This is a genomic window from Streptomyces sp. NBC_00094, assembly GCF_026343125.1.
GTDB lineage: Bacteria > Actinomycetota > Actinomycetes > Streptomycetales > Streptomycetaceae > Streptomyces.
Genome location: NZ_JAPEMB010000001.1, coordinates 5,995,113 through 6,018,951 on the forward strand (window position 1 = coordinate 5,995,113; position 23,839 = coordinate 6,018,951).

General features: G+C 72.8%; 25 protein-coding genes. 10 read left to right on the forward strand and 15 right to left on the reverse strand.

From position 1 onward, the window contains the following. Positions 1 to 33: 33 nt before the first annotated feature. The 3 genes from OG580_RS26695 to OG580_RS26705 are packed head-to-tail and all read left to right on the forward strand — an operon-like array spanning position 34 to position 2,067. Entirely contained in the window at positions 34 to 921 is an 888-nt protein-coding gene (locus OG580_RS26695) for an AraC family transcriptional regulator (RefSeq protein WP_267046190.1), read from the forward strand. Positions 922 to 931: 10 nt separating this feature from the next. After that, positions 932 to 1,762, forward strand: coding sequence for an AzlC family ABC transporter permease (locus tag OG580_RS26700; protein WP_267046191.1), 831 nt, complete (start codon positions 932 to 934; stop codon positions 1,760 to 1,762). Then, on the forward strand, positions 1,759 to 2,067 hold the full coding sequence (locus tag OG580_RS26705; RefSeq protein WP_267046192.1) for an AzlD domain-containing protein: 309 nt from the start codon (positions 1,759 to 1,761) through the stop codon (positions 2,065 to 2,067). The genes OG580_RS26700 and OG580_RS26705 overlap by 4 nt, the downstream gene beginning before the upstream one ends. Positions 2,068 to 2,092: 25 nt before the next feature. Here the strand turns inward: OG580_RS26705 and OG580_RS26710 are convergent, their stop codons facing one another. Continuing rightward, positions 2,093 to 3,526 (reverse strand): MFS transporter, encoded by a 1,434-nt coding sequence (locus tag OG580_RS26710; protein ID WP_267046193.1) that lies wholly within the window; start codon positions 3,524 to 3,526, stop codon positions 2,093 to 2,095. Next, positions 3,523 to 4,887, reverse strand: coding sequence for an alkyl sulfatase dimerization domain-containing protein (locus tag OG580_RS26715; RefSeq protein WP_267046194.1), 1,365 nt, complete (start codon positions 4,885 to 4,887; stop codon positions 3,523 to 3,525). Before OG580_RS26715 ends, OG580_RS26710 begins: the two co-directional genes overlap by 4 nt. Positions 4,888 to 5,053: 166 nt before the next feature. Between OG580_RS26715 and OG580_RS26720 the strand changes: the two genes are divergently transcribed. Continuing rightward, a complete protein-coding gene (locus tag OG580_RS26720) occupies positions 5,054 to 6,313 on the forward strand; it encodes a CdaR family transcriptional regulator (protein WP_267046195.1) in 1,260 nt (419 codons plus the stop codon). 37 nt (positions 6,314 to 6,350) lie between these two features. Here OG580_RS26720 and OG580_RS26725 read toward each other — a convergent pair whose 3' ends face one another. Then, complete coding sequence (locus tag OG580_RS26725; protein WP_267046196.1) at positions 6,351 to 7,280, reverse strand: hypothetical protein; 930 nt, start codon at positions 7,278 to 7,280, stop codon at positions 6,351 to 6,353. Positions 7,281 to 7,359: 79 nt separating this feature from the next. Between OG580_RS26725 and OG580_RS26730 the strand changes: the two genes are divergently transcribed. Together OG580_RS26730 and OG580_RS26735 are read left to right on the forward strand one after the other, a co-directional pair. Beyond that, a complete protein-coding gene (locus OG580_RS26730) occupies positions 7,360 to 7,554 on the forward strand; it encodes a DUF3046 domain-containing protein (RefSeq protein WP_267046197.1) in 195 nt (64 codons plus the stop codon). A 166-nt stretch (positions 7,555 to 7,720) separates the two neighbouring features. Continuing rightward, positions 7,721 to 8,899 (forward strand): AI-2E family transporter, encoded by a 1,179-nt coding sequence (locus tag OG580_RS26735; protein ID WP_267048137.1) that lies wholly within the window; start codon positions 7,721 to 7,723, stop codon positions 8,897 to 8,899. 40 nt (positions 8,900 to 8,939) lie between these two features. Here the strand turns inward: OG580_RS26735 and OG580_RS26740 are convergent, their stop codons facing one another. From OG580_RS26740 to OG580_RS26755, 4 genes are all read right to left on the reverse strand, one after another. Further along, positions 8,940 to 9,719, reverse strand: a complete 780-nt coding sequence (locus OG580_RS26740) for a cytochrome d ubiquinol oxidase subunit II (RefSeq protein ID WP_267046198.1) — start codon at positions 9,717 to 9,719, stop codon at positions 8,940 to 8,942. Between the two features lie 161 nt (positions 9,720 to 9,880). Beyond that, positions 9,881 to 11,239: a cytochrome ubiquinol oxidase subunit I gene (locus OG580_RS26745; RefSeq protein WP_267046199.1), complete on the reverse strand. Its 1,359-nt coding sequence runs from the start codon at positions 11,237 to 11,239 to the stop codon at positions 9,881 to 9,883. A 141-nt stretch (positions 11,240 to 11,380) separates the two neighbouring features. Continuing rightward, positions 11,381 to 12,058, reverse strand: coding sequence for a response regulator transcription factor (locus OG580_RS26750; RefSeq protein WP_267046200.1), 678 nt, complete (start codon positions 12,056 to 12,058; stop codon positions 11,381 to 11,383). Next, complete coding sequence (locus OG580_RS26755; RefSeq protein ID WP_267046201.1) at positions 12,055 to 13,371, reverse strand: sensor histidine kinase; 1,317 nt, start codon at positions 13,369 to 13,371, stop codon at positions 12,055 to 12,057. The genes OG580_RS26750 and OG580_RS26755 overlap by 4 nt, the downstream gene beginning before the upstream one ends. 154 nt (positions 13,372 to 13,525) lie before the next feature. Here OG580_RS26755 and OG580_RS26760 point away from each other — a divergent pair, with 154 nt between their 5' ends. From OG580_RS26760 to recX, 4 genes are all read left to right on the forward strand, one after another. Continuing rightward, a complete protein-coding gene (locus tag OG580_RS26760; RefSeq protein WP_267046202.1) occupies positions 13,526 to 14,314 on the forward strand; it encodes an SGNH/GDSL hydrolase family protein in 789 nt (262 codons plus the stop codon). Between the two features lie 25 nt (positions 14,315 to 14,339). After that, complete coding sequence (locus OG580_RS26765; protein ID WP_267046203.1) at positions 14,340 to 15,095, forward strand: hypothetical protein; 756 nt, start codon at positions 14,340 to 14,342, stop codon at positions 15,093 to 15,095. 207 nt (positions 15,096 to 15,302) lie between these two features. After that, entirely contained in the window at positions 15,303 to 16,439 is a 1,137-nt protein-coding gene (gene recA, locus OG580_RS26770) for a recombinase RecA (RefSeq protein WP_267046204.1), read from the forward strand. 4 nt (positions 16,440 to 16,443) lie between these two features. After that, positions 16,444 to 17,010, forward strand: coding sequence for a recombination regulator RecX (recX, locus tag OG580_RS26775; RefSeq protein ID WP_267046205.1), 567 nt, complete (start codon positions 16,444 to 16,446; stop codon positions 17,008 to 17,010). 263 nt (positions 17,011 to 17,273) lie between these two features. Here the strand turns inward: recX and OG580_RS26780 are convergent, their stop codons facing one another. From OG580_RS26780 to OG580_RS26810, 8 genes are all read right to left on the reverse strand, one after another. Next, a complete protein-coding gene (locus OG580_RS26780) occupies positions 17,274 to 17,681 on the reverse strand; it encodes a rhodanese-like domain-containing protein (RefSeq protein WP_267046206.1) in 408 nt (135 codons plus the stop codon). Beyond that, positions 17,678 to 18,238, reverse strand: coding sequence for a cysteine dioxygenase (locus OG580_RS26785; RefSeq protein ID WP_267046207.1), 561 nt, complete (start codon positions 18,236 to 18,238; stop codon positions 17,678 to 17,680). Before OG580_RS26785 ends, OG580_RS26780 begins: the two co-directional genes overlap by 4 nt. Before the next feature lie 94 nt (positions 18,239 to 18,332). After that, positions 18,333 to 18,419 carry a putative leader peptide gene (locus OG580_RS36280; RefSeq protein WP_311605579.1) on the reverse strand — a complete coding sequence of 29 codons (87 nt, stop codon included), beginning with the start codon at positions 18,417 to 18,419 and terminating at the stop codon, positions 18,333 to 18,335. 33 nt (positions 18,420 to 18,452) lie between these two features. Continuing rightward, positions 18,453 to 20,153 (reverse strand): FAD-dependent monooxygenase, encoded by a 1,701-nt coding sequence (locus tag OG580_RS26790; protein WP_267046208.1) that lies wholly within the window; start codon positions 20,151 to 20,153, stop codon positions 18,453 to 18,455. A gap of 192 nt (positions 20,154 to 20,345) precedes the next feature. Continuing rightward, positions 20,346 to 21,236 (reverse strand): amino acid ABC transporter permease, encoded by an 891-nt coding sequence (locus tag OG580_RS26795; protein WP_267046209.1) that lies wholly within the window; start codon positions 21,234 to 21,236, stop codon positions 20,346 to 20,348. Then, entirely contained in the window at positions 21,233 to 21,907 is a 675-nt protein-coding gene (locus tag OG580_RS26800; RefSeq protein ID WP_267046210.1) for an amino acid ABC transporter permease, read from the reverse strand. Before OG580_RS26800 ends, OG580_RS26795 begins: the two co-directional genes overlap by 4 nt. A 121-nt stretch (positions 21,908 to 22,028) precedes the next feature. Further along, a complete protein-coding gene (locus tag OG580_RS26805; RefSeq protein ID WP_267046211.1) occupies positions 22,029 to 22,850 on the reverse strand; it encodes a glutamate ABC transporter substrate-binding protein in 822 nt (273 codons plus the stop codon). A gap of 53 nt (positions 22,851 to 22,903) precedes the next feature. Next, positions 22,904 to 23,689, reverse strand: a complete 786-nt coding sequence (locus tag OG580_RS26810; protein WP_267046212.1) for an amino acid ABC transporter ATP-binding protein — start codon at positions 23,687 to 23,689, stop codon at positions 22,904 to 22,906. Positions 23,690 to 23,839 lie beyond the last annotated feature (150 nt).

Here is a 23,839-nt window from a genome sequence, read left to right on the forward strand (position 1 = left end):
AGTCGCGGTGGGCCCCTGGCGCAGAATGGAGGCATGGCGAGCGGAGAGCGGGCGCGGTACTGGCAGTACTCCGAGCTGCCCGGGGTCGACCTGCTGCACGCCCACTACATCCGCAAGGCCTTCGCCCGGCACACCCACGAGACCTTCGTCTTCGCCGCGATCACCGAGGGCGTCGAGGCCTTCCACTACCGCGACGAGCTGGTCCACGCGGGGCCCGGACAGATCGCCCTGGTCAACCCCGACACCCCGCACACCGGGCACGCGGGCGTGCCCGAGGGATGGACCTACCGCACGATCTATCCGGACGCTGAGCTCGTCCGGTCCATCGCCGCCGACACCCTCGCTTTGCGCGGCTCGGTCGGTTTCTCCGTGCCCGTCGTCGACGACCCGGAGGCGGCACGGCTCGTCGTCGGTGTCCACCGGGCCGCCGAGGAAGGCAACGCGCTCGCCGCCGACAGCCTGCTCCGCCTGGTCACCGCGCGGATGCTGCGCAGCCACGGCGGGCTGATCACCCCGCTCCCGCCCCGTACCGCCGGCGCGCGGAACGCGGCACGCGCGCGTGCCGTCCTGGAGGAGCGGATGGCCGAACCCCCGACCCTGGAGCGGCTCGCCACCGACCTCGGCACCAGCCCCTTCGCCCTGCTCCGGGCCTTCCGGCAGGCGTACGGGATGCCGCCGCACACCTGGCTCACCGACGCGCGCGTGCGGCGGGCCAGACAGCTGCTCGACGCGGGGACGCCCCCGGCGGAGGCGGCCGTCGCCGTCGGCTTCACCGACCAGCCCCACCTCAACCGGCACTTCACGCGCAGCGTCGGGGTGCCGCCGGGCGCGTACCAGCGGGCGCGGGGCGCCGCCGTCCGGTCGGGCGGCCCGGACGGTGACGCAAGAACGTACAAGACCGGTCAGTCGTCGAGTACGTAGTGTTCCGGGCGTGGCAGAACAGACAGCACCTCCCGTCATACGGGACGACGGCGCGCGGGCGAAGCCCGACGCCGCCGTCGTCCGCGACGCCCTCGGCGTCGGCGTCGCCGTCGGACTCTCCGGCTTCGCCTTCGGCGTGACCTCCGCCGGCGCCGGCCTCACCCTCCTCCAGACCTGCGTGCTCAGCCTGCTCGTCTTCACCGGCGCCTCGCAGTTCGCCCTCGTCGGCGCCCTCGCCGCGGGCGGCAACCCCTTCACGGCCGCCGCCGGAGCGTTCTTCCTGGGCACGCGCAACGCCTTCTACGGGCTGAGGCTCTCCCAGCTCCTCGCCCTCCCGAAGGCGGTCAGGCCGTTCGCCGCGCACTGGGTGATCGACGAGACCACGGCGGTCGCGCTCGCCCAGCCGTCCCGGCGGACCGCCCGCCTCGGATTCACCCTGACCGGCCTCACGCTGTACGTCCTCTGGAACCTGACGACGCTCCTCGGGGCGCTCGGTGCCGAGGCGATCGGCGACACCGCGGCCTGGGGGCTCGACGCGGCGGGGCCCGCCGTCTTCCTGGCCCTGCTCGCCCCGATGCTGAAGTCGGCCACCGAGCGCGCCACCGCCGGCATCGCCGTCCTGCTCGGCCTCGGGCTGCTCCCCGTCCTGCCCGCCGGCGTCCCGGTCCTCGCGGCCGCGCTCGCCGCGCCCGCGGTGCTGTGGTTCCAGGGCCGCCGCCGTACGCCTCCGGCTGGGCGGGAGACCGGACGGGACACGGCACGGGAGACCGGACGAGAGAAGGAACGAGAGACCGGGCGAGAGAAGGAAGCAGAGACCGGGCGAGAGAAGGATCTTCGATGAACGTGTGGATCGCGATCGGGCTGACCGCCGCCGGCTGCTACCTGGTCAAGCTCGTCGGCCTGCTCGTCCCCGCGGGCGCGCTTGAGCGGCCGCTCGTCCAGCGGCTCGCGGCCCTCCTGCCCGTCGCCCTGCTGGCCGCGCTCACCGCGCAGCAGACGTTCGCCACGGGCGGCTCCCTCGTCCTGGACGCCCGGGCCGCCGGGCTCGCGGCCGCCGCCCTCGCGCTCGTCCTGCGGGCCCCGTTCCTGGTCGTCGTGGGCGCGGCCGTCGTCGTCACGGCGGGGGCACGGGCCCTGGGCTGGTGAGGCCCCGGGCCCGTACGAGATCCCCTCAGTGCGCCACCGGGACCCGCGCCGAGGGGGTTTCCGGGACCCCCAGCCGGTCGGCATCCCGCTCCGGGCGGAGGAACAGGGCCGTCAGGACGCCGGCCACCACGAGCAGACCGGCAGTGAACAGCCAGCCGTTCTCGTACCCCTGGGCCGTCGTCGCGCCGGCGTCGACGATCCCGCCGAGGACCAGGGGCGCCAGGACCCCGCCCAGGGCGAAGACGCCCACCACGGCGCCGAGCACGATCCCGCGCTGCGCGGGCGGGGTGATCCGGGCGACCGCCGTCTGGCCGACGGTCATCATCGGCAGCGCGAGAGCCATCGGGCCGAACATCATCGGCACCCGCAACCACTCCTCTCCCGCCGTCGCGAAGACCGTCACGGCGGCGGCGGAGAGCAGGAGCAGCACCCCGGCGCCCGCTCCGGCCGGGAGCCGGCCGGGCCTTCCGCGCCGGGCCGCGCGCTGGGCGACCACGCCGTGCACCAGCAGGACGACGCCGTTGGCGACGGCTCCCGCACCCACCATCAGGCCGGCCCGGTGCGCGTCCCAGCCGAGGACGGTCTCCAGGTAGTCCGGCAGCCAGGTCAGCTTCGAACTCATCAGCCAGTACGCGGCGAACGAGCCCACACTCGCGGTCAGGAACGTGCCGCTCAGCAGGATCCTGCGCAGCGGCACCTCCGCCGGCCAGGATGCCGGCCCGGATGCCGGCCCGGACCCTGCCCCTGCCACGGCATCGGACGCCGCCCCGGCCGTCTCCCCGGCCGCCTCTCGGGCCGTCTCTCCCGCAGTGAGCCGTGCGGCCGGGCCGACCGGTGGCGCGAGCGGCCCCTCGGAGCCGTACCGGCGCCAGACGACGGCCCAGACCAGGCCGATCACGCCGACCGCGCCGAAGGCCCAGCGCCAGCCCCACCCGGAGATCACCGCCGACAGGACGGGGGCGGCGACCGCGACGCCGGCGGCCGCGCCCACCATCAGGACGGCCGTCGGCAGGGTACGGTCCCGCTGCCCGAACCAGCCGTGCAGATGGTGGACCGCCACCGGGGCCGCCGGCCCCTCGGCGGCGCCGAGCAGCACGCGCGTGACGATCAGCGTCCCGAACCCGGCGGCCGCCCACACCATCGGCAGCTGGGCCGCCGACCACAGCAGCGCCATCCCGAGCAGCAGGACCGAGGTCCGCACCTTCCGCGTCAGGGCCGACACGGCGAGCGCGGAGACCGAGAAGAGCGCGAAGAACGCCGCCTGCGCCGCCCCGAACTCCTGCCGGGAGATGTCGAACTCGCGCATGATGCCGGGCCCGGCGAGGCCGAGGACCGCCTTGTCCGCGAAGTTGACCAGCATGAAGCCGAGCAGCAGCCACGTCGTGCCCCAGGGGCCGACCCGCACCGACCGGCTCAGGACTCCCTCCGCCGGCCTTCCCGTTCTCGTGGGCCCGGTCATCCGCAGCACAGGTCCTCGTCCGCGACCACACCCACGCTGATCGCGCCGGCGGCCCGCTCGCGGCCCGCGGCCGACCGGGTCAGCTCCGTCGTCACGTCGGTGCCCTCGGCCACCGCCGCGGACTCGGCGGCGGCCCAGTGGAACACCCCGCGCGCCATCGTCGACGTCTCGCGCCCGGCCCGCGTCCCGTACACGAGGGCCCGGATCCGGGCCACCTCGACGTCCTCGGGGGCCGCGAGCGCCGCCGTCTCCGCCAGGTGCGAGGCCAGTCGCAGATCGCCCTCGTCCAGGAGCCGGGCCGCCCGCTCGGCGAGGGCGAGCGCCCCGCCCGCCGCGTCGGCCAACTCGGCGGCGACGGCCGCCTCCGGGGCCGGCTTCAGGCTCGCCGGGTTCTGGTCGTACCAGCCGCCCCACAGCCGCCACAGGTTCCGTACGACGAACTCCGGCTCGTCGTAGGCGGGGTGGAGGTACGGCTTCGCGAGCAGCTCCTCGGGAACCTTCACGCCGTGGATGACCGCGTCGAGCCGCAGCCCCGCGTTCATCAGGTCGCGGGTCTGCGCGCACAGCGATTCGAGCAGGGTCGCCGTGTCGTCCAGGGCCTGCGCCACCCGGTCCGCGCCGACGATCGGGATCCCGTGGCCCGGCAGCAGCACCTCGGCGCCCAGCTCGCCCATGGCGCGCAGCGCCCGCGCCCATTCCTCCGGGTAGCGCTGCACCTTCTGCGGGTTGCCGGCGTTGGGGGAGTTCCAGATGAAGAGATCACCCGTGCAGAGGGTTTTGAGCTCCGGCACCCACACATAGGTGTGGTCGTCCGTCTCCCCGCGCGCGTGGAACAGCTCGAAGGTCAGGTCGCCGTGACGGACGGTCAGCCGGTCCCGGTAGGTCGTGTCCGGGTAGCGGTACTCGGTCGGCCAGTCGAGGCCCGGCACGCCGAACTGGCGCCGGTTGATCCAGGAGTTGTACCCCGAGGTCTCCACGTACCGGTCGAAGCGGGCGGCCACCGCCTCGTGGGCGATCACCTCCGGCCGTACCGGTTCGGCGTCGAAGGGGGCGACGCCGAAGACGTGGTCGACGTGGCCGTGCGTGTAGACGACGGCACGGACCGGGTCCGGGCTGAAGGCGCGGACCGCCGTGTGCAGCAGCCCGGCGGTGCGGAGGTCGCCGGAGTCGACCAGGACGAGACCGGCGCCCGTGTCGAAGGCGGCCACGTTGGCGAAGGCCGGGAAGAAGCCGATCCGGTCGCGGACCGGGATCAGCTCCTCGGACGTGAACGCACCCGTGAGGTGCGGCAGCAGGCTCTCCTCGCCCCGCCAGACGCGATCGGTGTAGTCGATGTACGTACGGGGGTTGTGCTCGGTCATACCAGCGGCTCCTTCGGTGCTGTGCGGCGGAACGCCTGGGCACCGAGTTTCGGCCTGTCATGTGCGTCGCGACATCCTGCGGCGTCACAGCTTTCGGGGATGTGTACTGTGACGCGTCACAGTCGGCCTGCCGCGGTCGGCGCATCCCGGTCGAGGAGGATCGGTCGTGCCGGAGATCTCCGAGGCGGCCCGCGCGCTCGCACTGCGCTGCGAGGCCCGGGTCAACGAACTGGCCCGCAGGATGAGCAGGGACTCCTTCGCGCGGCTGCCCGGCTACGACCGGCTCCCCGACGAGATGAAGGACGTCGAGATCGCGGCGACCGTACGCCACGGCGTACGGCTCTTCCTCCGCCGCGCCCTCACGCCGGAGGTCGGGGGGCGCGGCTCCATGCGGCTGTTCCGCGAGCGGGCCGCGCAGCGCGCCGAGGAGGGAATGCCGCTCCATCTGCTCCTGCGCAGCCACGCCCTCGGCATGTACGTGCTGTGGCAGGCGCTGCGCGAGGTGGCGCTGCCGGGCGACGAGGCGGCCCTCGTCGAGCTCGCCGACCTGCTCCTGGAGGCCCAGCAGGGCATCGTCGGGGCCGTCGCCGAGACGTATCTCGACGAGCGCTCGGCCCTGGAGACCGAGCGGCGGGCCCAGCGCCGGTCCCTGCTTCGCGGGCTCCTCGACGGGACGCTGTCCCCGGCCCGGCTGGCAGCGGAGCCGTTCGGGATCGACGGGCCCTGTCTGGTGCTCGCCGTCGGAGTCGATGGCGGTGGTGTCGGTGGTGTCGGTGGTGCGGGCCTTGTGGGTGCCTCCGCCTCCGCCTCGGCTCCCGGTCCCGCTTCCGGTGAGGGTGACGTGGCCGCGCGCAGGCGGCTGCGCCGGGTCCAGACCGCTCTCGACCACTGCTTCGGCGTGGAAGTGCCCGCCCTCCTCGATCTCGGTACGGAGCCGGGGCGGGCGATCGTCCCCGGCGCCGCCGAGCCTCCGGAGGACCTGGCGCGGCGGCTCTCCCGGGCCGCGGGAACCACGCTGAGGGTCGCCGTCGTGCCCGCCGAGGGCCCGGGGGACGTGCCGGAGGCCGCCCGTACCGCCGGCGAGGTCCTGCGGGTCGCCGCCGGGTGCGGGCTCCCGCCGGGCATGCACCGGCTCGACGACGTACTCCTGGAGTACCACCTGTCCCGGCCCGGGGAGAGCGGCCGGCGGATCGCGGCCCTCCTCGACCCCGTCGCCGACCGTCCGGAGCTCCTGGAGACGCTCCGCGTCCACCTCGCCCACGGGCAGGACCGGCGCGCCACGGCCACCGCGCTCGGGCTGCACCCCAACACGGTCGACAACCGGCTCGCCCGGATCGCCGAACGGACCGGTATCGACCTGGCGACGCCGAGGGGCACGTCGACCGCCCTCGCGGCCCTGCTGCTGCGCGAGGTGCCGGAGGGGTGAGGGGTGCGGCTCGCGGGCCGGTGGCCGGAGCTCGGTGTCAGTCGACCGGGCGGCCGTGGGCGCGGAGGGTGCGCAGCGCCTCGATCGTGACGATCGGGCGCCATTCCAGGGCCGTTCCGGGGGCCCAGGCCGCCCAGCGGATCGGCCAGCCGCCGTCCTCCTCCTGGTCGGCTTCGAGCCGGTCCAGCGACCGCCCCATCTCCTCGTCCGTGAACCAGCGGGCCGCAAGCGAGTGCGGCACGCGCGCGTAGTCGTGCGGGAAGTGGTGCTCGCCGGGCGCGTACCCGTCCGGGACCGCGTACTCCTCCGCCCGGTCCGGGTCCAGGACGGCGAGCCGCTGCTCGCGCACCAGCCGCCCCAGCCGGTGGGCCGCCGCCTCCGCGCGCGAGCGGTCCGGGGCCCCGTCCAGGAAGGCGACGGCGGCCTGGATCTCGTACGGATGGGACTTCTCCAGCGACTCCACCGCGGCCCAGCAGAACTCCGTGGCCCGGAACAGCCACGCGTGCCACACCTGGTTACGGTGCAGCAGCCCGACCACCGGGCCGGTCGTGAGCAGCGCGCTCGGCGGGGAGTCGACGACCGGGACGAACGGCGCCGAGGGGTAGCCCCGCTGGGACGGGTGGATCGCCGGAAGAGCGCCCTCGTGCGTCGAGATCTCGGTGAGGTAGCGGCAGATCCGCTCCACCCGCATCCCGCCGCACCGGCCGATCGAGTCCAGGACCCGGAGCGCGTGCGCGGTGTGGAGGGGCTGACTGACCGGCCCGCGCAGATCCGGTTCGAGCGCGTGGCCGTAGCCACCGTCCTCGTTCAGATACGCGGTGAGGGCCGTCTCGACCGCGTCCGCGCCACCGCGCTGGAAGTGGTAGGCGAACCGGCGCTGTTCGAGGACGCGGGCCGTCAGCCAGACGAAGTGCTCGGCGCGGGCCAGGGGGGTCGAGTGCGGTGTGGAGCGGGGTTTTTCGGCCATGCTCCGACCGTAGGGCGGAAAGTCGCGGTGACAAGGCCTGCGGAGCGGGCTGCACTCTTGGGAGCGGGATACTGGGGTCATGCGGTTGACGATTTTCTGGGAACGGATGGCGGACCACTTCGGCGCGTCCTATGCCGAGTCCTTCGCGAGTGACCACGTGATGACGGAACTCGGGGGGCGGACCGTGCGGGGCGCGCTCGACGCCGGCTGGGAGGCGAAGGACGTGTGGCGGGCCGTCTGCGCCGCCGTCGACGTACCGGCCGACAAGCGGTGAGCAGCCGGTAAACGGTGGGGTGACAAGCGGGGATGTGCGGGGTCCGGGGTGGAATGTCCGTGCGGTGCGCGAGACTGGCGGGGTGGCCCCGACTGACGAGACCGACAAGACAGCCCCGACCGATCCGACGGTGACATCCGCCTCCGCCGGCTCGACCCCTCCACCGGTGACTCCGGCGGGGCCGACGGCCTCTTCGGCGGCTCCGGCCGCGCGGATGCCCCGTTGGCTGCCCCGCGCGCTCGTCCTGGCCCTCGCGCTCTACGCCTGTTTCCTGCTGGGCAGCTGGGCCTTCCACCAGCTCGTCGGGCTGCTGGTCAACATCCTGCTGGCGTTCTTCCTCGCCCTCGCCATCGAGCCGGCGGTCGGCCGGATGGCGGCGCGCGGGATGCGCCGCGGTCTCGCCACCTTCCTCGTCTTCTTCGGCGTCCTCGTCTTCGGCGTCGGCTTCGTCGTCCTCCTCGGATCGATGCTGGCCGGACAGATCGTCGACATGGTCGAGAACTTCCCCAAGTACCTCGACTCGCTGATCAACTGGATCAACGAGAGCTTCCACACGGAGCTGTCCAGAGTCGAGGTCCAGGACAGTGTGCTGAGCTCGGACTGGCTGCAGAAGTACGTGCAGAACAGCGCGTCCGGCGTGCTCGACGTCTCCGCCACCGTCCTCGGCGGCCTGTTCCGGCTCCTGACGATCTTCCTGTTCTCGTTCTACTTCGCGGCCGACGGGCCCCGGCTGCGGCGCGCGCTCTGCTCCGTCCTGCCGCCCGCCCGGCAGACCGAGGTGCTGCGGGCCTGGGAGATCGCGGTCGACAAGACCGGCGGCTACCTCTACTCGCGCGGCCTGATGGCCCTCATCTCGGGCGTCGCCCACTTCGTGCTCTTCGAGATCCTGGACGTGCCGTACGCACCGGCGCTCGCCGTCTGGGTCGGTCTGGTCTCGCAGTTCATCCCGACGATCGGCACCTATCTGGCCGGCGCCCTGCCGATGCTGATCGCCTTCACCGTCAACCCCTGGTACGCGCTGTGGGTGCTCTGCTTCGTCGTGATCTACCAGCAGTTCGAGAACTACGTGCTCCAGCCGAAGCTCACCTCGAAGACCGTGGACATCCACCCGGCGGTGGCCTTCGGATCGGTGATCGCGGGGACGGCGCTGCTCGGCGCCGTCGGCGCGCTGATCGCGATCCCGGCCGTCGCCACCCTGCAGGCCTTCCTCGGTGCCTATGTGAAGCGGTACGACGTGACGGACGACCCGCGCGTCCACGGGCACCGGCGGTACGGCGAGGCGGTGGTGGCCCGGCTGCAGAAGGCCCTGCATCACAAGAAGGAGGCTTCGCAGGAGGAGTCATGACCCGGACCCGCGGTCCGGGGCCGTGCTTCGTCGTCCCGGGTCAGAGGTACGAGGGGCGGGTCACCCGGTGCCGGAAGGCGTGCCAGGTCCACGCCTGGACCGTCACGAGGAGCGGGGTGACGACGAGGAGGGCGGGGACGAGCAGCGTCAGCGTGGCGGGGGAGGCGGCCTGCTCGGACAGCGGGAGGGCGGTGCCCGCCCAGAGCGGCAGCCCGGCGAGGAGAACGCCGGTGAGGGCGAAGGGCTGCCACGGGCGCCCTGCACGTCCGACGAGCCTGCGGGCGCGCTCGTACGGGAGTCCCGTGAGCCGGAGCGTGGCGAAACCCAGCCCGTGCGCGGCGAACAGGGCGGCCACGGCGAGCGCGGTGAGAACGGCCGTCGCGCCGGTCGCCGGGGCGTACGGGCGCCCGGTGAGCAGGGCCGCGAGCAGCCAGCCCCAGGAGAGCGCGACGGTCCAGCTGCCGCACGTGACGGCGGTGTCGCAGCCGGCGCGCCAGCGCGGCCCCGGGCCCCGGCCGCGTGACCAGAGCCCCGCGTCCCGGACGATCCAGCCGGTCAGCAGGGCGACGAGCACGGGGGACTGACCGCTCAGGAGCTCCCCTTCGAGGGCGGGGAAGCAGCCGACGAGGACGCCGGCGGTCGCGACCAGCCAGACCTCGTTCCCCAGGAAGAAGGGGGCGAAGGAGGCGAGGACGAGGCGCCGCTCGCGGTCGTCGCGGCCGAGCCAGGGGGTGAGCATGCCGGTGCCTATGTCCGCCCCGGCGAGGACGAACCAGCCCGTGGCGAAGAAGGCGAGCAGGGCGATGGCCAGGGTCTCCACGGGGGCTCCTCGGGGCGGGTGACGGGTGACGGGTGACGGGTGACGGGTGACGGGTGAGGGGCGACGGGTGTGACGGGTGCGGTCGGTGTGGTGGATGGGGTGAGTGGGTCGGGTGACGGGTGACGGGTGACGGTAGGTGGCGGGGTGCGGGTCGGCGGGGCTCAGTAGCGGGGCGCGGGGAGTGCGTCGGCGGGGTCGGGCGATCCCGGGCCGTTCCCGTCCGGGGCGCTCCCGTCCCGGCCGCTTCCGTCCGGGCCGTCCCGGTCCGGACTCTCCTTCTCCGGCCGCTCGTCGTGGCCGAGACCGGACTCCACGGGGCCGCGGCGGGCGTGCCGGGCGAGGAGCCAGGCGTTGAGGAGGGCGAGCAGCACGAAGACCGTGGTGAAGACGGTGAGGGAGAGCCGCATGGTGCCGGGGGAGAGGTCGGAGACCGCGTCCTCCGTCTTCAGGAGCCCGTAGACGACCCAGGGCTGCCGGCCCGACTCCCGGAAGACCCAGCCGCTGATCATCGCGAGGTACGGCAGCGGCACGGCGGCCATGAGGACGAGGTGCCAGAGCCTGAACCGGAAGACGACCTTCTTGAAGCAGGCCAGGATCACCCCGGAGAAGCACAGGTACATCATCAGGGCGAAGCTGATCAGCATCACCAGACCACCGCCCCGGGTCCACGCCTCCGAGGGCACGTAGTCGCCGGGCCCGAACCGGGCGGACATCTCCGCCTGGAGCCGCGCGATCTCGGCCGCCTTTCCGCTGAAGACGGCCGACTTCATCGGCTGGAAGGTGGTGAGGGTGGCGAACTGGATCCCGCCGAAGACCGCGGCGGCCATCAGCGCGGGCGCCGACACGAACACCCCGATCCGCAGGCTGCGCCCGAAGAACTCCCACTCGGGGGTCCGCCGGAACAGGTGGTACGCGCTCACCCCGGCCATGAAGAAGCCGGCGGTGAGCAGCGCCCCAGCCAGGACGTGCCCGAAGGCGAGCAGCGCGGAGGGGTTCGTCAGCACCGCGACCGGGTCGTCCAGGACGAGCTCGCCGCCCTCGGAGGCGTACCCCACGGGATGGTTGAGGAAGCCGTTGGAGACGAGGATCCAGTACGCCGACAGGTAGGCGGTGAGGGCGACGATCCAGATCGCGGCCAGATGCGCCCAGCGGTTGAGCCGGTGCCAGCCGAAGATCCACAGGCCGAGGAAGGTCGACTCGACGAAGAAGGCCACGACGGTCTCCACCGCGAGCGAGGCGCCGAGGACGTTGCCGGCCTCGTGGGTGAGCCCGCTCCAGGCCATGCCGAACTGGAACTCCATCACCAGGCCGGTGACGATCCCGACCGCGTAGTTGATCACGTACAGCTGACCCCAGAACCGCACCATCCGGGCGTCCAGGGGCTTCCCGCTGAACGTGGCCCGGGTCTGGAGCGCGGCGACGACGGTCACGAGCCCCAGGGTGAGGGCGACGAAGAGGAAGTGGCCGCCGGCGGTGAGGGCGAACTGCAGCCGCGCGAGATCGAGGACGTCGTGATTCACCCGGTCAGTGTCGGCGTACGGTCAACGGGTCGGCGTCGGCCTGAGGAGGACACCTCGCGTACCCCGCAGGTTGCGCCGGCCCACGCGCGCGTACCCCGGGAGTTGCGGGTCCGGGCCCGAACCCCTAGGGGGTCTCGAAGGTCAGGCCAGCCAGCCGGGGGTGATCATCCCTGACTCGTACGCCAGGATGACCAGCTGCGCGCGGTCCCGTACCGCCAGTTTGGTCATGATCCGGCTGACATGGGTCTTGGCGGTGGCGGGGGAGAGGACGAGCCGGCCGGCGATCTCGTCGTTGGAGAGCCCCGCGCCGACCAGGCCGAGGACCTCGCGCTCCCGCTCGGTGAGGGCGTTCAGCCGGGGGCTCGGGTCCGGCTGCCGCCCGGCGCCACCGGCGCGGTCGGCGAACTCGGCGATCAGGCGGCGGGTCACGGCGGGGGCGATGAGCGCGTCGCCGCGCGCCACGACCCGTACCGCGTGCAGGAGCTCCATCGGCTCGGTGTCCTTGACGAGGAAGCCCGACGCTCCCGCGCGCAGCGCCCCGTACACGTGGTCGTCGGCGTCGAAGGTGGTCAGGACGACCACCCGGACCCCTTCGAGCCGCTCGTCGGCGGTGAGGCGCCGGGTGGCTTCGATGCCGTCGAGGACCGGCATGCGGATGTCCATCAGGACGACGTCCGGACGGAGTTCCCGGGCGAGCGCGATCGCCTGCTCGCCGTCCCCGGCCTCGCCGACGACCTCGATGTCGTCCTCGTCGGACAGGATCGACCGGAAGCCGGCCCGGACCAGGGTCTGGTCGTCGGCGAGCACGACACGGATCATCGGGGGTCCCCTTCGGGTGCTGCGGGGTCTGTGGGCTCTGTGTTGTTGATGGAGCCTGTGGGGGTGGCCGGTGTGGCCGGTGTGGTCGGTGGGTCGGTGGGGAGTGGCAGCCGGGCGTCGACGAGGAAGCCGTCGGCGGTGTTCCGGGCGGTGAGCTCGCCGCCGAGTGCGCGGGCCCGTTCCGCCATGCCCCGGATGCCGCTGCCCTGAGGACCGCCCTCGGACGCCCCGCCGCCGTCGTCCGCGACGCGGAGCCGGAGCACGCGCGTGCCCGCGCGCGTGTCGGCGTCGGGGGGCGCGTCCCAGTCGAGGGTGACCCGTACCGTGCGCGCGCCCGCGTGCCGGGTCACGTTCGTCAGTGACTCCTGCACGATCCGGTACGCGGCGAGGTCGACCGGCGGCGGCAGCGGTACGGGCGTGCCCGTGATGCTCGTACGGACGTCGAGCCCGGCGCTCCGGGCGCGCTCCACCAGGTCGCCGAGGAGGGCCAGGCCGGAGGCCGGGGAGGTCGGCGTGGCCTCGTCCGCGCGGCGCAGCACGCCGAGCGTGGCCCGCAGCTCGCGCAACGCGTCCTTGCTGGTGGCCTTCACCGCCTCCAGGGCCTCGGCGGCGGTGGCGAGCCCGGCCTCGGGGGCCGGGTTCTTGCTCAGCCGGTGCAGTGCGGCGCCGGACTGGACGTTGATCAGCGAGACGCTGTGGCCGAGGATGTCGTGCAGTTCCCGGGCGATCCGCAGCCGCTCCTCGGTGGCGCTCTGCCGGGCCCGGGCCTCCTGCTCCCGCTCGGCGGCGAGCGCGCGTTGTTCGACCTCGTGCAGATAGGCGGTCCGGGTGCGCTGGGCGCGGCCCACGGCGACGAGGCTGATCAGCCAGCCGGCCAGCATGGCGAGCGAGGTGTCGTCGATCTGGCGGTGCCCGGGCTGCTGCCGGATCTCGCCGAGGCCGACCGCGAGCAGGGTGACGGCGGCGAGCGCGACGGCGGCGGTGAACCGGCCCTCGGCCGCGGTGGTGTAGAGCGCCAGCGCGAAGGCGATCATGAGCGGGCCGTCCTGGGCGGACAGCGGGTAGTAGACCACGCAGGCGAGGAGCGTGACGACGGCGACGGCGACCGGTTGCCGCCGCCGGAAGTACAAGGTCCCGCAGCCGACCAGGACGAGCGCCCAGCCGAGCGCCGTACGGGATGCCGGCTCGTTCGTGTACCGCGCCGAGACGAGCGTCCAGAGCGCCACGACAGCCAGGACGACGCCTGCCACGAGGGCGTCGGCGGTCCGCGGCGGCAGACGTCCGCCGGGGCGGTCGCGGAGGGGGAGGGGCATGCGTCGAAGGATAGGCGGCGGGCGGTCTCCGGGCTCCGCGTCCGGGCTCTTGAGCAGCCGTCGGCGTGGGCCCGCCATGGTCTTCGAGCCCCCGCCATGGGTCGAGTTGTATAGTCAAAAAAGTTAATAATGAGTCGGGGGAAGGTGGGGTCTCATGTCGGACGGCGGGTTTCTGCGGTACGTCGCCCTGGGGGACAGTCAGACCGAAGGGGTCGGGGACGGGGACGACGCCGTCGGCCTGCGCGGATGGGCGGACCGACTCGCCGAGCTGATCGCCCGTGACACCCCGGACCTGCGGTACGCCAACCTGGCGATACGGGGCCGTCTCGCCGGGCAGGTGCGCGCCGAACAGCTGGCCCCGGCGCTCGCCCTGCGGCCCGACCTCGCCACGGTCGTCGCCGGCGTCAACGACCTGCTGCGGCCCCGCTTCGACGCGGACGAGACGGCCGGGCACCTGGAGGCGATGTTCGCCGAACTGACCGGTCGGGGGGCCCGGGTCGCGACCCTCACCTTCCCCGACGTCGGCCGGCTCATCCCGTTGGCCCGCCTGCTCGGATCCCGCGTCCAGGACCTCAACGAGCGCATCCGGGAGGCCGCGCGCCGGCACGACGTCACCGTCGTCGAGACCTCGCACCACCCGGTCGTCACCGATCCCCGGCTGTGGAGCGCCGACCGGCTGCACGCCGGTCCGCTCGGCCACGCGCGGATCGCCGCCGCCGTCGCCCAGGCCCTGGACCTGCCCGGCAGTGACGACACCTGGACCCGCCCGCTGCCTCCGCCACCGGGTCCCGCCCGCACGGGTCTGCGTGCGGCCGGCGCCGAACTGCGGTGGGCCGGGGCCTTCCTCGGGCCCTGGCTGGGGCGGCGCCTCCGCGGCCGTTCGTCGGGCGACGGCCGCCGGGCCAGGCGCCCGGAGCTGCTGCCGGTAGGTTCGGGGGTGTGACGTGTGAGCGACCGGGGGTGGTGGGGTGAGCGGGGCCGATCCCGGGCCGGGTGACGGCCGTGCGGCCCGCCTGGACGAGCTCGCCCGGGTGGTCACCGAGCGGTTCGGTCTCGACGCCGACGGATACCGGCACGGGCCGTGCCGGGCCGAGCGCGAGGCCGACGACGACACCTGGACGCTGGCGTGGACCGACGGCCCGACCGTCGAGCAGGTGCTGCGGGAGGCGGGGCCGGAGGGCGAGGGGCTGCCCTGTCGGCGCCGGCTCTCGGAGGAGACCGTCGCCCTCGGAGCCGTACGGCTGGCGACGGGGGTTCCGTGGGCTCCTGGCGGCGCCGCTCGCCCGCGGATCACACCGGAGGCCGTGGAGCGGCTCTGGTACGACGTGCCGTTCCCGCGGCCCGCCACCGACCGGGAGCGGGCACTCGTCTACGCCGTGGTCTACGAGGCCCGCGACAACAGTCGCGCCAATCGTGTCCCGGCCGGTCGGATCTGCGACCTGGTGGCCGCGACGGGCCTCGCGCCGTTCGCCGAGCGCATGCGGATCCCCCTCACCCCTGTGGAACTCCTGACGGCCCGGTACGCCGCCGCCCACGGTCACCCGGCCTGGCGGTACCGGCTGGCGCCGCTGGACGCGCCGACGCTCCTCCGGGCGGTTCTCGCGGACCGCAGGGCCTCGGCCGAGCTGCTGGCCGCCGCCCTCACCCTCGCGTCAGGGCCGGACGGAGAGCACGGGGCCGTCGCCGACGAACTGAGGGAGCGCCTTCGTCGCCCGTGGCCGTGAGCCCGGGGAGACGGGTCGCTCCGGCTCGCGTGGCACGCTTGACACTAAAATCGAACATCCATTCTGATGGAGGTCCGGGTCCCTGGGAATCGTGGGCTTGTCGACGAGTTGTCCACAGGCTGGAGGGGACGTCGGGGCCCATTGTCAGTGGCAGGGGTTAGCGTCTTTCACATGAAGCGATCGACTCAAGCAAACCGGGTGGAACCCATGGCAGGAACCGACCGCGAGAAGGCTCTCGAAGCCGCACTCGCACAGATTGAACGCCAATTCGGCAAGGGCGCCGTGATGCGCATGGGTGACCGCGTCCAGGAGCCGATCGAGGTGATCTCCACCGGATCGACCGCGCTCGACATCGCGCTCGGCGTCGGCGGCCTGCCGCGCGGCCGTGTCGTGGAGGTCTACGGACCGGAGTCCTCCGGTAAGACGACCCTGACCCTGCACGCCGTGGCCAACGCCCAGAAGGCCGGCGGCCAGGTCGCCTTCGTGGACGCCGAGCACGCCCTCGACCCCGAGTACGCCAAGAAGCTCGGCGTCGACATCGACAACCTCATCCTGTCCCAGCCGGACAGCGGTGAGCAGGCCCTCGAGATCGTCGACATGCTGGTCCGCTCCGGCGCCCTCGACCTGATCGTCATCGACTCCGTCGCCGCGCTCGTCCCGCGTGCGGAGATCGAGGGCGAGATGGGCGACTCGCACGTCGGTCTGCAGGCCCGTCTGATGAGCCAGGCGCTCCGGAAGATCACCGGCGCGCTCAACCAGTCCAAGACCACCGCGATCTTCATCAACCAGCTCCGCGAGAAGATCGGCGTGATGTTCGGCTCGCCGGAGACCACGACCGGTGGCCGCGCCCTGAAGTTCTACGCCTCGGTGCGCCTCGACATCCGCCGTATCGAGACCCTCAAGGACGGCACGGACGCGGTCGGCAACCGCACCCGCGTCAAGGTCGTCAAGAACAAGGTCGCGCCGCCCTTCAAGCAGGCCGAGTTCGACATCCTCTACGGCCAGGGCATCAGCCGCGAGGGCGGCCTGATCGACATGGGCGTGGAGCACGGCTTCGTGCGCAAGGCGGGCGCCTGGTACACGTACGAGGGCGACCAGCTCGGCCAGGGCAAGGAGAACGCCCGTAACTTCCTGAAGGACAACCCCGACCTCGCCGACGAGATCGAGAAGAAGATCAAGGAGAAGCTGGGCGTCGGCGTCAAGCCCCAGGCTCCGACGGCCGAGCCCGGTGCGGACGCGGCGACCAGTGCCGACGCGGCCGGCGCGGACGACGCCGCCAAGACCGTCCCGGCGCCCGCGACCAAGACCGCGAAGGCGACCAAGGCCACCGCGGCCAAGAGCTGAACCGGTGACCGGTCGCACCGAATGGCCGGGTGACGGCCCCGACTCGTCGAGGGCCGAGAAGGAGCCGTCACCCCAGGATCCGGCTGAGCGGGCGCGCGCGATCTGCCTGCGCCTGCTCACCGGGACCCCGCGCACGCGCAAGCAGTTGGCCGACGCCCTGCGCAAGCGGGAGATCCCCGACGACGTGGCGGAGGAGGTCCTCTCCCGCTTCGAGGACGTCGGGCTCATCGACGACGCGGCCTTCGCGGGGGCCTGGGTGGAGTCCCGCCACCACGGCCGGGGCCTCGCCCGGCGGGCCCTCGCCCGGGAGCTGCGGACCAAGGGCGTCGAGCCCGCGCTCGTGCAGGAGGCGGTGGACCAGCTCGACTCCGAGCAGGAGGAGGCCACCGCGCGCGAACTCGTCGACCGCAAACTGCGCGCCACCCGCGGCCTCGACCGCGACCGGCGCCTGCGGCGCCTCGCGGGGATGCTCGCCCGCAAGGGGTACCCCGAGGGCATGGCCCTCCGCGTCGTCCGCCAGGCGCTGGAAGCCGAGGGCGAGGACACGGACGGGCTGGACGAGTCCTTCTGACCTCCCGGGGGGGGAAGGAGGGGGACTCGTCCGGGCGGGGCGCTGCGCGCGCTTGCCCGAGCCCAGGCCCGACCGTACTGCCAGGGATGCCCGGCCCCGCCCGCACCCGCCCGCCGGGTACGAGGGGGCCAAGGTCGGCCCGTTGCCGTCAGGCGGTACGTGGAGGGCCAAGATCCGACCCATTGCCTTCAGGCGGACGAGGGGCCAAAGCCCAGCCCATTGCCTTCAGGCGGACGAGGGGGCCAAGGCCCGGCCCGTTGTCGTCAGGGGCGGGTGGCGGGGAGTAGGACCGGGAGGCCGGCTGCCTTCCAGGCCTGGAAGCCGCCGATGAGGTCCGTCGCCCGGTGCAGGCCCAGGCGGCGGAGGGACTCGACCGCCAGCGACGAGGCGTAGCCCTCGTTGCAGAGGACCACGACCCGGAGGTCGTGGCTGTCCGCCTCCGGGGCACGGTGGCTGCCCAGCGGGTCGAGCCGCCATTCCAGTTCGTTGCGTTCCACGACCAGCGCGCCCGGGATCAGGCCGTCCCGCCCGCGCAGGGCCGCGTAGCGCGTGTCCACCAGGAGCGCGTCACCCGCCTCGTACGCCTCGTGGGCGGCGCGGGGCTCGATCCGGTCGATGCCGGATCTGACCCGTTCGAGCAGTTCGTCGATGCCCACGCGTTCGCCGCTCACTGCCAGTCCTCCGGGCGCTCGACCTGCTCGAGACGGAGTACCGCGCCCGATCGGCTGAAGCGCCGGATCAGCGGGAGCGGCGGATAGTACGCGTGCACCGACACCGCGTGGGTGTCCGGGGACTCGTTGAGCACCTCGTGCACGTGGTCGCGGCCGAAGGCCCGGCTCCCGCCCTCCGGCAGCCTGCGGGACCGGTCGAGGCCGTCGGCCAGCTCCAGGGTCTTCCAGCCGCCCGACGGGAGCCGTACCGCGAGCGCGTTCTCGGTCAGGGTGCCGCGCGCGGTGGCGAAGGCGCCCTGGGACTCGGCGTGGTCGTGCCAGCCGGTGCCCGTGCCGGGCGGCCAGCCGATGAGCCAGGCCTCGCTGCCGCCGGGCCCGTCGAGCCGTACCCAGGTACGGCCCTCGGGATCGAGCGGCAGGGAGTCGACCAGTTCCCGGTCGGCGGCCGTACGGCGGACGAAGTCGAGCAGCTCCGCCGCCGTCGGAGCGGAGGCGGGGGAGGCGAGGGAGGGGGAGGGGGAGACAGCGGGCGTGGGCGTGGGGGTGAGGTGGGGCACGGGTGACCGTCCTGAGGTTCGCGAAGAGCGCGCGACGGCACCGGGCACACGGACGGACGTCAGCGGCGGGGCGCGCGCGGGGAAGGGGGCGAAGTCAGCAGGACGGGCGACACACGCAGCCCGCATAGCGGACGAGGTCCATATGGACCCTCCGCCACAGGCGCACATCGGTGTCGGTCACGCTCCGGAGTACACCATGCGCGCCCGGGTGGAATCAATGCATGTCCGCCGTGCGGTCGCTGTCGGCGGACACCCCGGCGGCCGCCTCGACGGGCGTGTCGGCCGGCGCGTCGGGGGGCGTGTCGGCGGTGGCCGACCCGCCGCGGGCCGCGTCGGCCGCCGCGTACAGCTGCTCCGGACGGACCCCGGCGAAGGCGGCGACGAGGTGCCCGTCGGGCCGTACGAGGAGGACGGCGTGGGCCGGCGCGCCCGGGTACGCCTCGGTCACCAGGACCTCGGCCTTCGCCGGGAGAGCCCGGACCGCCTCTTCGAGCCGCGGCATCATGCCCGCGCTCCGCCAGTGGCGGCGGTCCCACACGCCGGTTCCGGGCGCGACCAGGAGGACCAGGAGGCGGCCCAGACCGAGCCGGTCCCGGAGTCGTACGGTCGTGCCGTCCGGGGCGGTCACCCGGACGTCCTCGACGGGAGCGCCCACCGGAGTGCCCACCGGGGTCTGCCCGTCGGCGCTCGGAGCCGCGAGGGGGGAGTGCGGGTACGCGGGGGGCGCACCGAGCGGGCCGCGCCCCACGTGACCGTCGGTCAGGAGGGCGTCGTGGCCGCGCGTGACCCCCGGGAGGTACGTCCGCAGGCCACCGCCGCCGCGCAGCGCCGGCAGCGACTGGTCGGCCGCGCGCAGCCGGGAGGCGATGGCCGTCCGCCGCTCGCTCTGGTAGCTGTCGAGCAGCCGGTCCGAGGCGCCGTGGTGCCAGGTGTGGGCGAGCTTCCAGGCGAGGTTGTCCACGTCCCTGAGCCCCTCGTCGAGGCCCTGCGTGCCGACCGCGCCGAGCAGGTGGGCCGCGTCCCCGGCGAGCAGCACCCGGTCCACCCGCCAGCGCCGGGCGAGCCGGTGGTGCAGGGTGTGGACGCCGGTGTCGATGAGTTCGTACGGGGGTGTCGTCCCGTCGCACCAGCCGGCCAGGGTCTCGCGGATGCGGTTGACCAGTGCGTCCGGGGTGACGAGCTCGCCGCGGGGCGGAAGCAGCCAGTCGATCCGCCACACCCCGTCGGGCAGCGGACGGGCGGTGATCTCCTCGCCGCTGCCCCGCCACGGGGGCTGGCGGTGCAGCAGGGCCTCGCCGGGCCAGGGGAGTTCGGTGCGCAGGGCGGCGACCGCGTGACGTTCCACCGCCGTACGGCCGGGGAAGCGGATGCCGAGCAGCTTGCGCACGGTGGAGCGGGCCCCGTCGCAGCCGACGAGGTGGCTGCCGCGCCACCAGGTGCCGTCCGGACCGCGGGTGTGGGCGGTGACCCCGTCCCGGTCCTGCTCGATCGTGTCGAGCCGGGCCTCGGTGACGAGCCGGACGAGCTTCTGCCGGGCGATGGCGTCGCGCAGCCCGCGGGCGAGGGCGTGCTGGGGGATGTGCAGGGGCGCGGCCGGGTCGGAAGGGGAGTCGGGGTCCTCGGACCACTCCTCCGTACCGCTGAGTCCCAGGTCGAGCGGGGTGTGGCGGGTCAGCTGGCGGCGGCGCATGCTGCGCCAGCCGACCCAGCGCACACCCTCGTCACGGAGGGTGGTGCAGCCGAGGCGCTCCACCATGGCGGCCATGTCGGCGCGCAGGACGGCGGTCCGCGCGGGGCGCGGATCCTCCTTGCCCGCGCCCTCGTCGAGGACGACGCTGGGCACGCCCTGCGCGGCGAGCGCGAGGGAGAGCGCGAGGCCGACCGGCCCCGCGCCCACGATGATCACCGGGTCCACGGCGCGGCTCCTGAAGGCCGGACGGTCATGAGGGCAGCACAGCTGAGTGTGGCACGAGCCCGGTGGTTGATCACAGACCGTATGCAACCCACTGAGGGTGCTTGCGTCAAGCGACGGGGTGGGCGCGGTGCGGCTGACATGAAGTCAGTACCGATCCGGCCCACCCCTGTTGCTCCGTCGACTCCGTCGCGGTCAGGCGCCGCTGACGGTCTCCGTCTTCACCTCGGTGGGGCCGGCCTGGGCCGGGAGCGCCACCGAGGCGGACTTCTTGCCCTGGCGCAGTCGCTTCTCCAGCCAGCCGGCGAAGCTGGTCAGGGCGAAGTTGAGGGCGATGAAGATCAGCGCGATGACCGTGAGGGTGGCGATCGTGTTGGCGCCGTAGTTGGCCGTGATCTCCCGGTTCTGGCTGAGCAGCTCCGCGAAGCCGAGCATGGCGCCGCCGAGCGCGGTGTCCTTGACGATCACGACGAGCTGGCTGACCAGGGCGGGCAGCATGACGGTCACGGCCTGCGGCAGCAGGACGTACAGCATGGTCTGGCCCTTGCGCATGCCGAGCGCCTCGGCCGCGTCGCCCTGGCCCCGGGGCAGCGAGAGCACTCCGGCCCGGACGACCTCGGCGATCACCGAGGCGTTGTAGAGCACCAGGCCGGTGACGACCGCGTACAGCGGGCGGAAGTCGGAGCTCACCGTCGTGAACTGCCGGTAGATCTGGTTCGCGAAGATCATCAGGAGCAGCACGGGGATGGCCCGGAAGAACTCCACGATCGCGCCACTGGGTACCCGTACCCAGCGGTGGTCGGAGAGCCGGCCGATGCCGAGGACGGCGCCGAGCGGCAGCGCGATCAGGATGGAGAGCCCGGCGGCCTTGAGGGTCTCGGCCAGGCCGGGCAACAGGTACGTCGTCCAGGTCCGGGAGTCGGTGACGAACGGCGTCCACTTGTCCGCCGCCAGCTGGCCCTTGTCGTCCAGCGCGACCAGGACCCGCCAGGCCACGAAGGCCATGACCGCCAGGAAGAGGATCGTGTAGACGACGTTGCGCCGCTTGGCACGCGGGCCGGGGGTGTCGTACAGGACGGAGCTCATCGCTTCACCGCCAGTCGCTTCGCGGCCCAGCCCAGGAGCAGGCCGGTGGGGAGGGTGAGGACCATGAAGCCGAAGGCGAAGACGGCGAAGACGGCGAAGAGCGCGTCGGGCTCGAACTCGATCATCGTCTTCATCAGTCGTGCCGCCTCGGCGGCGCTGATCGCGGCCGCGACGGTGGTGTTCTTGGTGAGGGCGATCAGGACGTTGGCGAGCGGGGTCACCGCGCTGCGGAAGGCCTGCGGGAGCACCACCAGGGTGAGGACCTGGGTGAAGCTCAGGCCCAGCGCGCGGGCGGCCTCGGCCTGGCCGGGCGGCACGGTGTTGATGCCGGAGCGCAGCGCCTCGCAGACGAACGTGCCGGTGTACGCGACGAGTCCGAGGATCGCGAGCCGGAAGCCGATGTCCTCGGAACCCTTCCCGCCGAGCGTGATGAGCAGCGTCTGGTTGAGGCACAGCAGGCAGGCGACGATGACGACCGTCAGCGGGGTGTTCCGGACGATGTTGACGTACGTGGTCGCGAAGACCCGCATCATCGGGACCGGGCCGACCCGCATCGCGACCAGGGCGGTGCCCCAGATCAGCGAGCCGATCGCCGAGAAGAAGGTGAGTTTCGCCGTCACCCAGAAGGCGCCGAGCAGGTCGTACTGCCCGGAATCAAGAAAGTCGAACACGATGCCCCGCGCTCTCCCCTGGTGGTCGGTCGGTGTGGAGGCCGGTGCGTGGGCAGCGGCCGGTGCCGGCGTGACGGCCGCCCCCGAGCGGGGCGGCCGTCACGGCCGAGGCGGGGTCAGGTCAGTTCTCGACCTTGGGCGCGGGCTCGTACTTGTAGCCGGAGGGGCCGAAGTGCTCCTTGACGAGCTTCTCCCAGGTGCCGTCGGAGACCATCTTCTCCAGCGCCTTGTTGATCTTGCCGCGCAGCTCGTCGTCGCCCTTCTTGACGCCGATGCCGTACTTCTCGTCGCTCATCCGGAGACCGGCGAGCTTGAACTTGCCCGCGTGGTCCTTCTGCGAGGCGTAGCCCGCGAGGATCGAGTCGTCGGTGGTGAGGGCGTCGACGGCCTTGTTCTCCAGGCCGGTCAGGCACTCGGAGTAGCCACCGAGCTGCTGGAGGTCCGCCTTCGGGGCGAGCTTCTCCTTGACGTTCTGCGCGGAGGTCGAGCCGGTGACCGAGCAGAGCTTCTTGGCGTTGAGGTCCTCGACCTTGGTGATCGAGCTGTCGTCGGCGCGCACGAGCAGGTCCTGGTGGGCCAGGAAGTACGGACCGGCGAAGTCGACCTCCTTCTTGCGCTTGTCGTTGATCGAGTAGCTGGCGACGACGAACTTGACGTCACCGTTCTTGATCAGGTTCTCGCGCTCGGCGCTCGGCGCCTGCTTGAAGTTGATCTTGTCCTCGGCGTAGCCGAGCTCCTTGGCGACGTAGCGGGCGACGTCGACGTCGAAGCCGGCGTACGTGCCGTCCGGGGTCTTCAGGCCGAGGCCGGGCTGGTCGAACTTGATGCCGACGTTGATCTTGTCGCCGTTGCTGCCGGAGTCGGAGCCGGTGCCACAGGCGGTGGCGGTCAGGGCGAGGATGACGGCGGCCGCGGCGGCGGCGGAGGTGTTGCGAAGCTTCATGGAGGAAAGTCCCTTGAGTAGGCGTGAGTTGGGAAGAATAGGTCCGAACTCGCTCAGTGGTGAAGGATCTTGGAGAGGAAGTCCTTGGCCCGGTCGCTGCGCGGGTTGCTGAAGAACTCCTCGGGCGACGCCTGCTCGACGATGCGGCCGTCCGCCATGAAGACGACGCGGTTGGCGGCCGAGCGGGCGAAGCCCATCTCGTGGGTGACGACCACCATCGTCATGCCGTCCCGGGCCAGCTGCTGCATGACCTCCAGGACCTCGTTGATCATCTCGGGGTCGAGCGCCGAGGTCGGCTCGTCGAAGAGCATGACCTTCGGGTCCATCGCGAGCGCGCGGGCGATCGCCACGCGCTGCTGCTGACCACCGGAGAGCTGAGCCGGGTACTTGTCCGCCTGGGTGCCGACCCCGACCCGGTCGAGCAGGGCACGGGCCTTGACCTCGGCGGCCTTCTTCTCCGTCTTGCGAACCTTGATCTGACCCAGCATCACGTTCTCGAGCACCGTCTTGTGCGCGAAGAGGTTGAACGACTGGAAGACCATGCCGACGTCGGAACGCAGCCGGGCGAGCTCCCTGCCCTCCGCGGGCAGCGCCTTGCCGTCGATGGTGATGGTGCCGGAGTCGATGCTCTCCAGCCGGTTGATCGTTCGGCACAGCGTCGACTTGCCGGACCCGGAAGGCCCGATCACGACCACGACTTCACCGCGGGTGATCGTCAGGTCGATGTCCTGGAGGACGTGCAGCGCGCCGAAGTGCTTGTTCACCTCGGACAGGACGACCAGATCGTCCGCGGCACGCGGGGCGTCCTCGGGACCCTTGGACACTGACACTCCGCTCATGGGCCTCTTGCTCCGTCCTGCTCGGTTGGGGAGGACACTAGAGACCCGATGAGACGACCGTCATCACATCTGAGCGGAAATTGAGGATAACGATCCGGTCGCAAACGGACACAGCGTGTGAAGGTGACGCCTGTGCCGTACCGGGTGGAT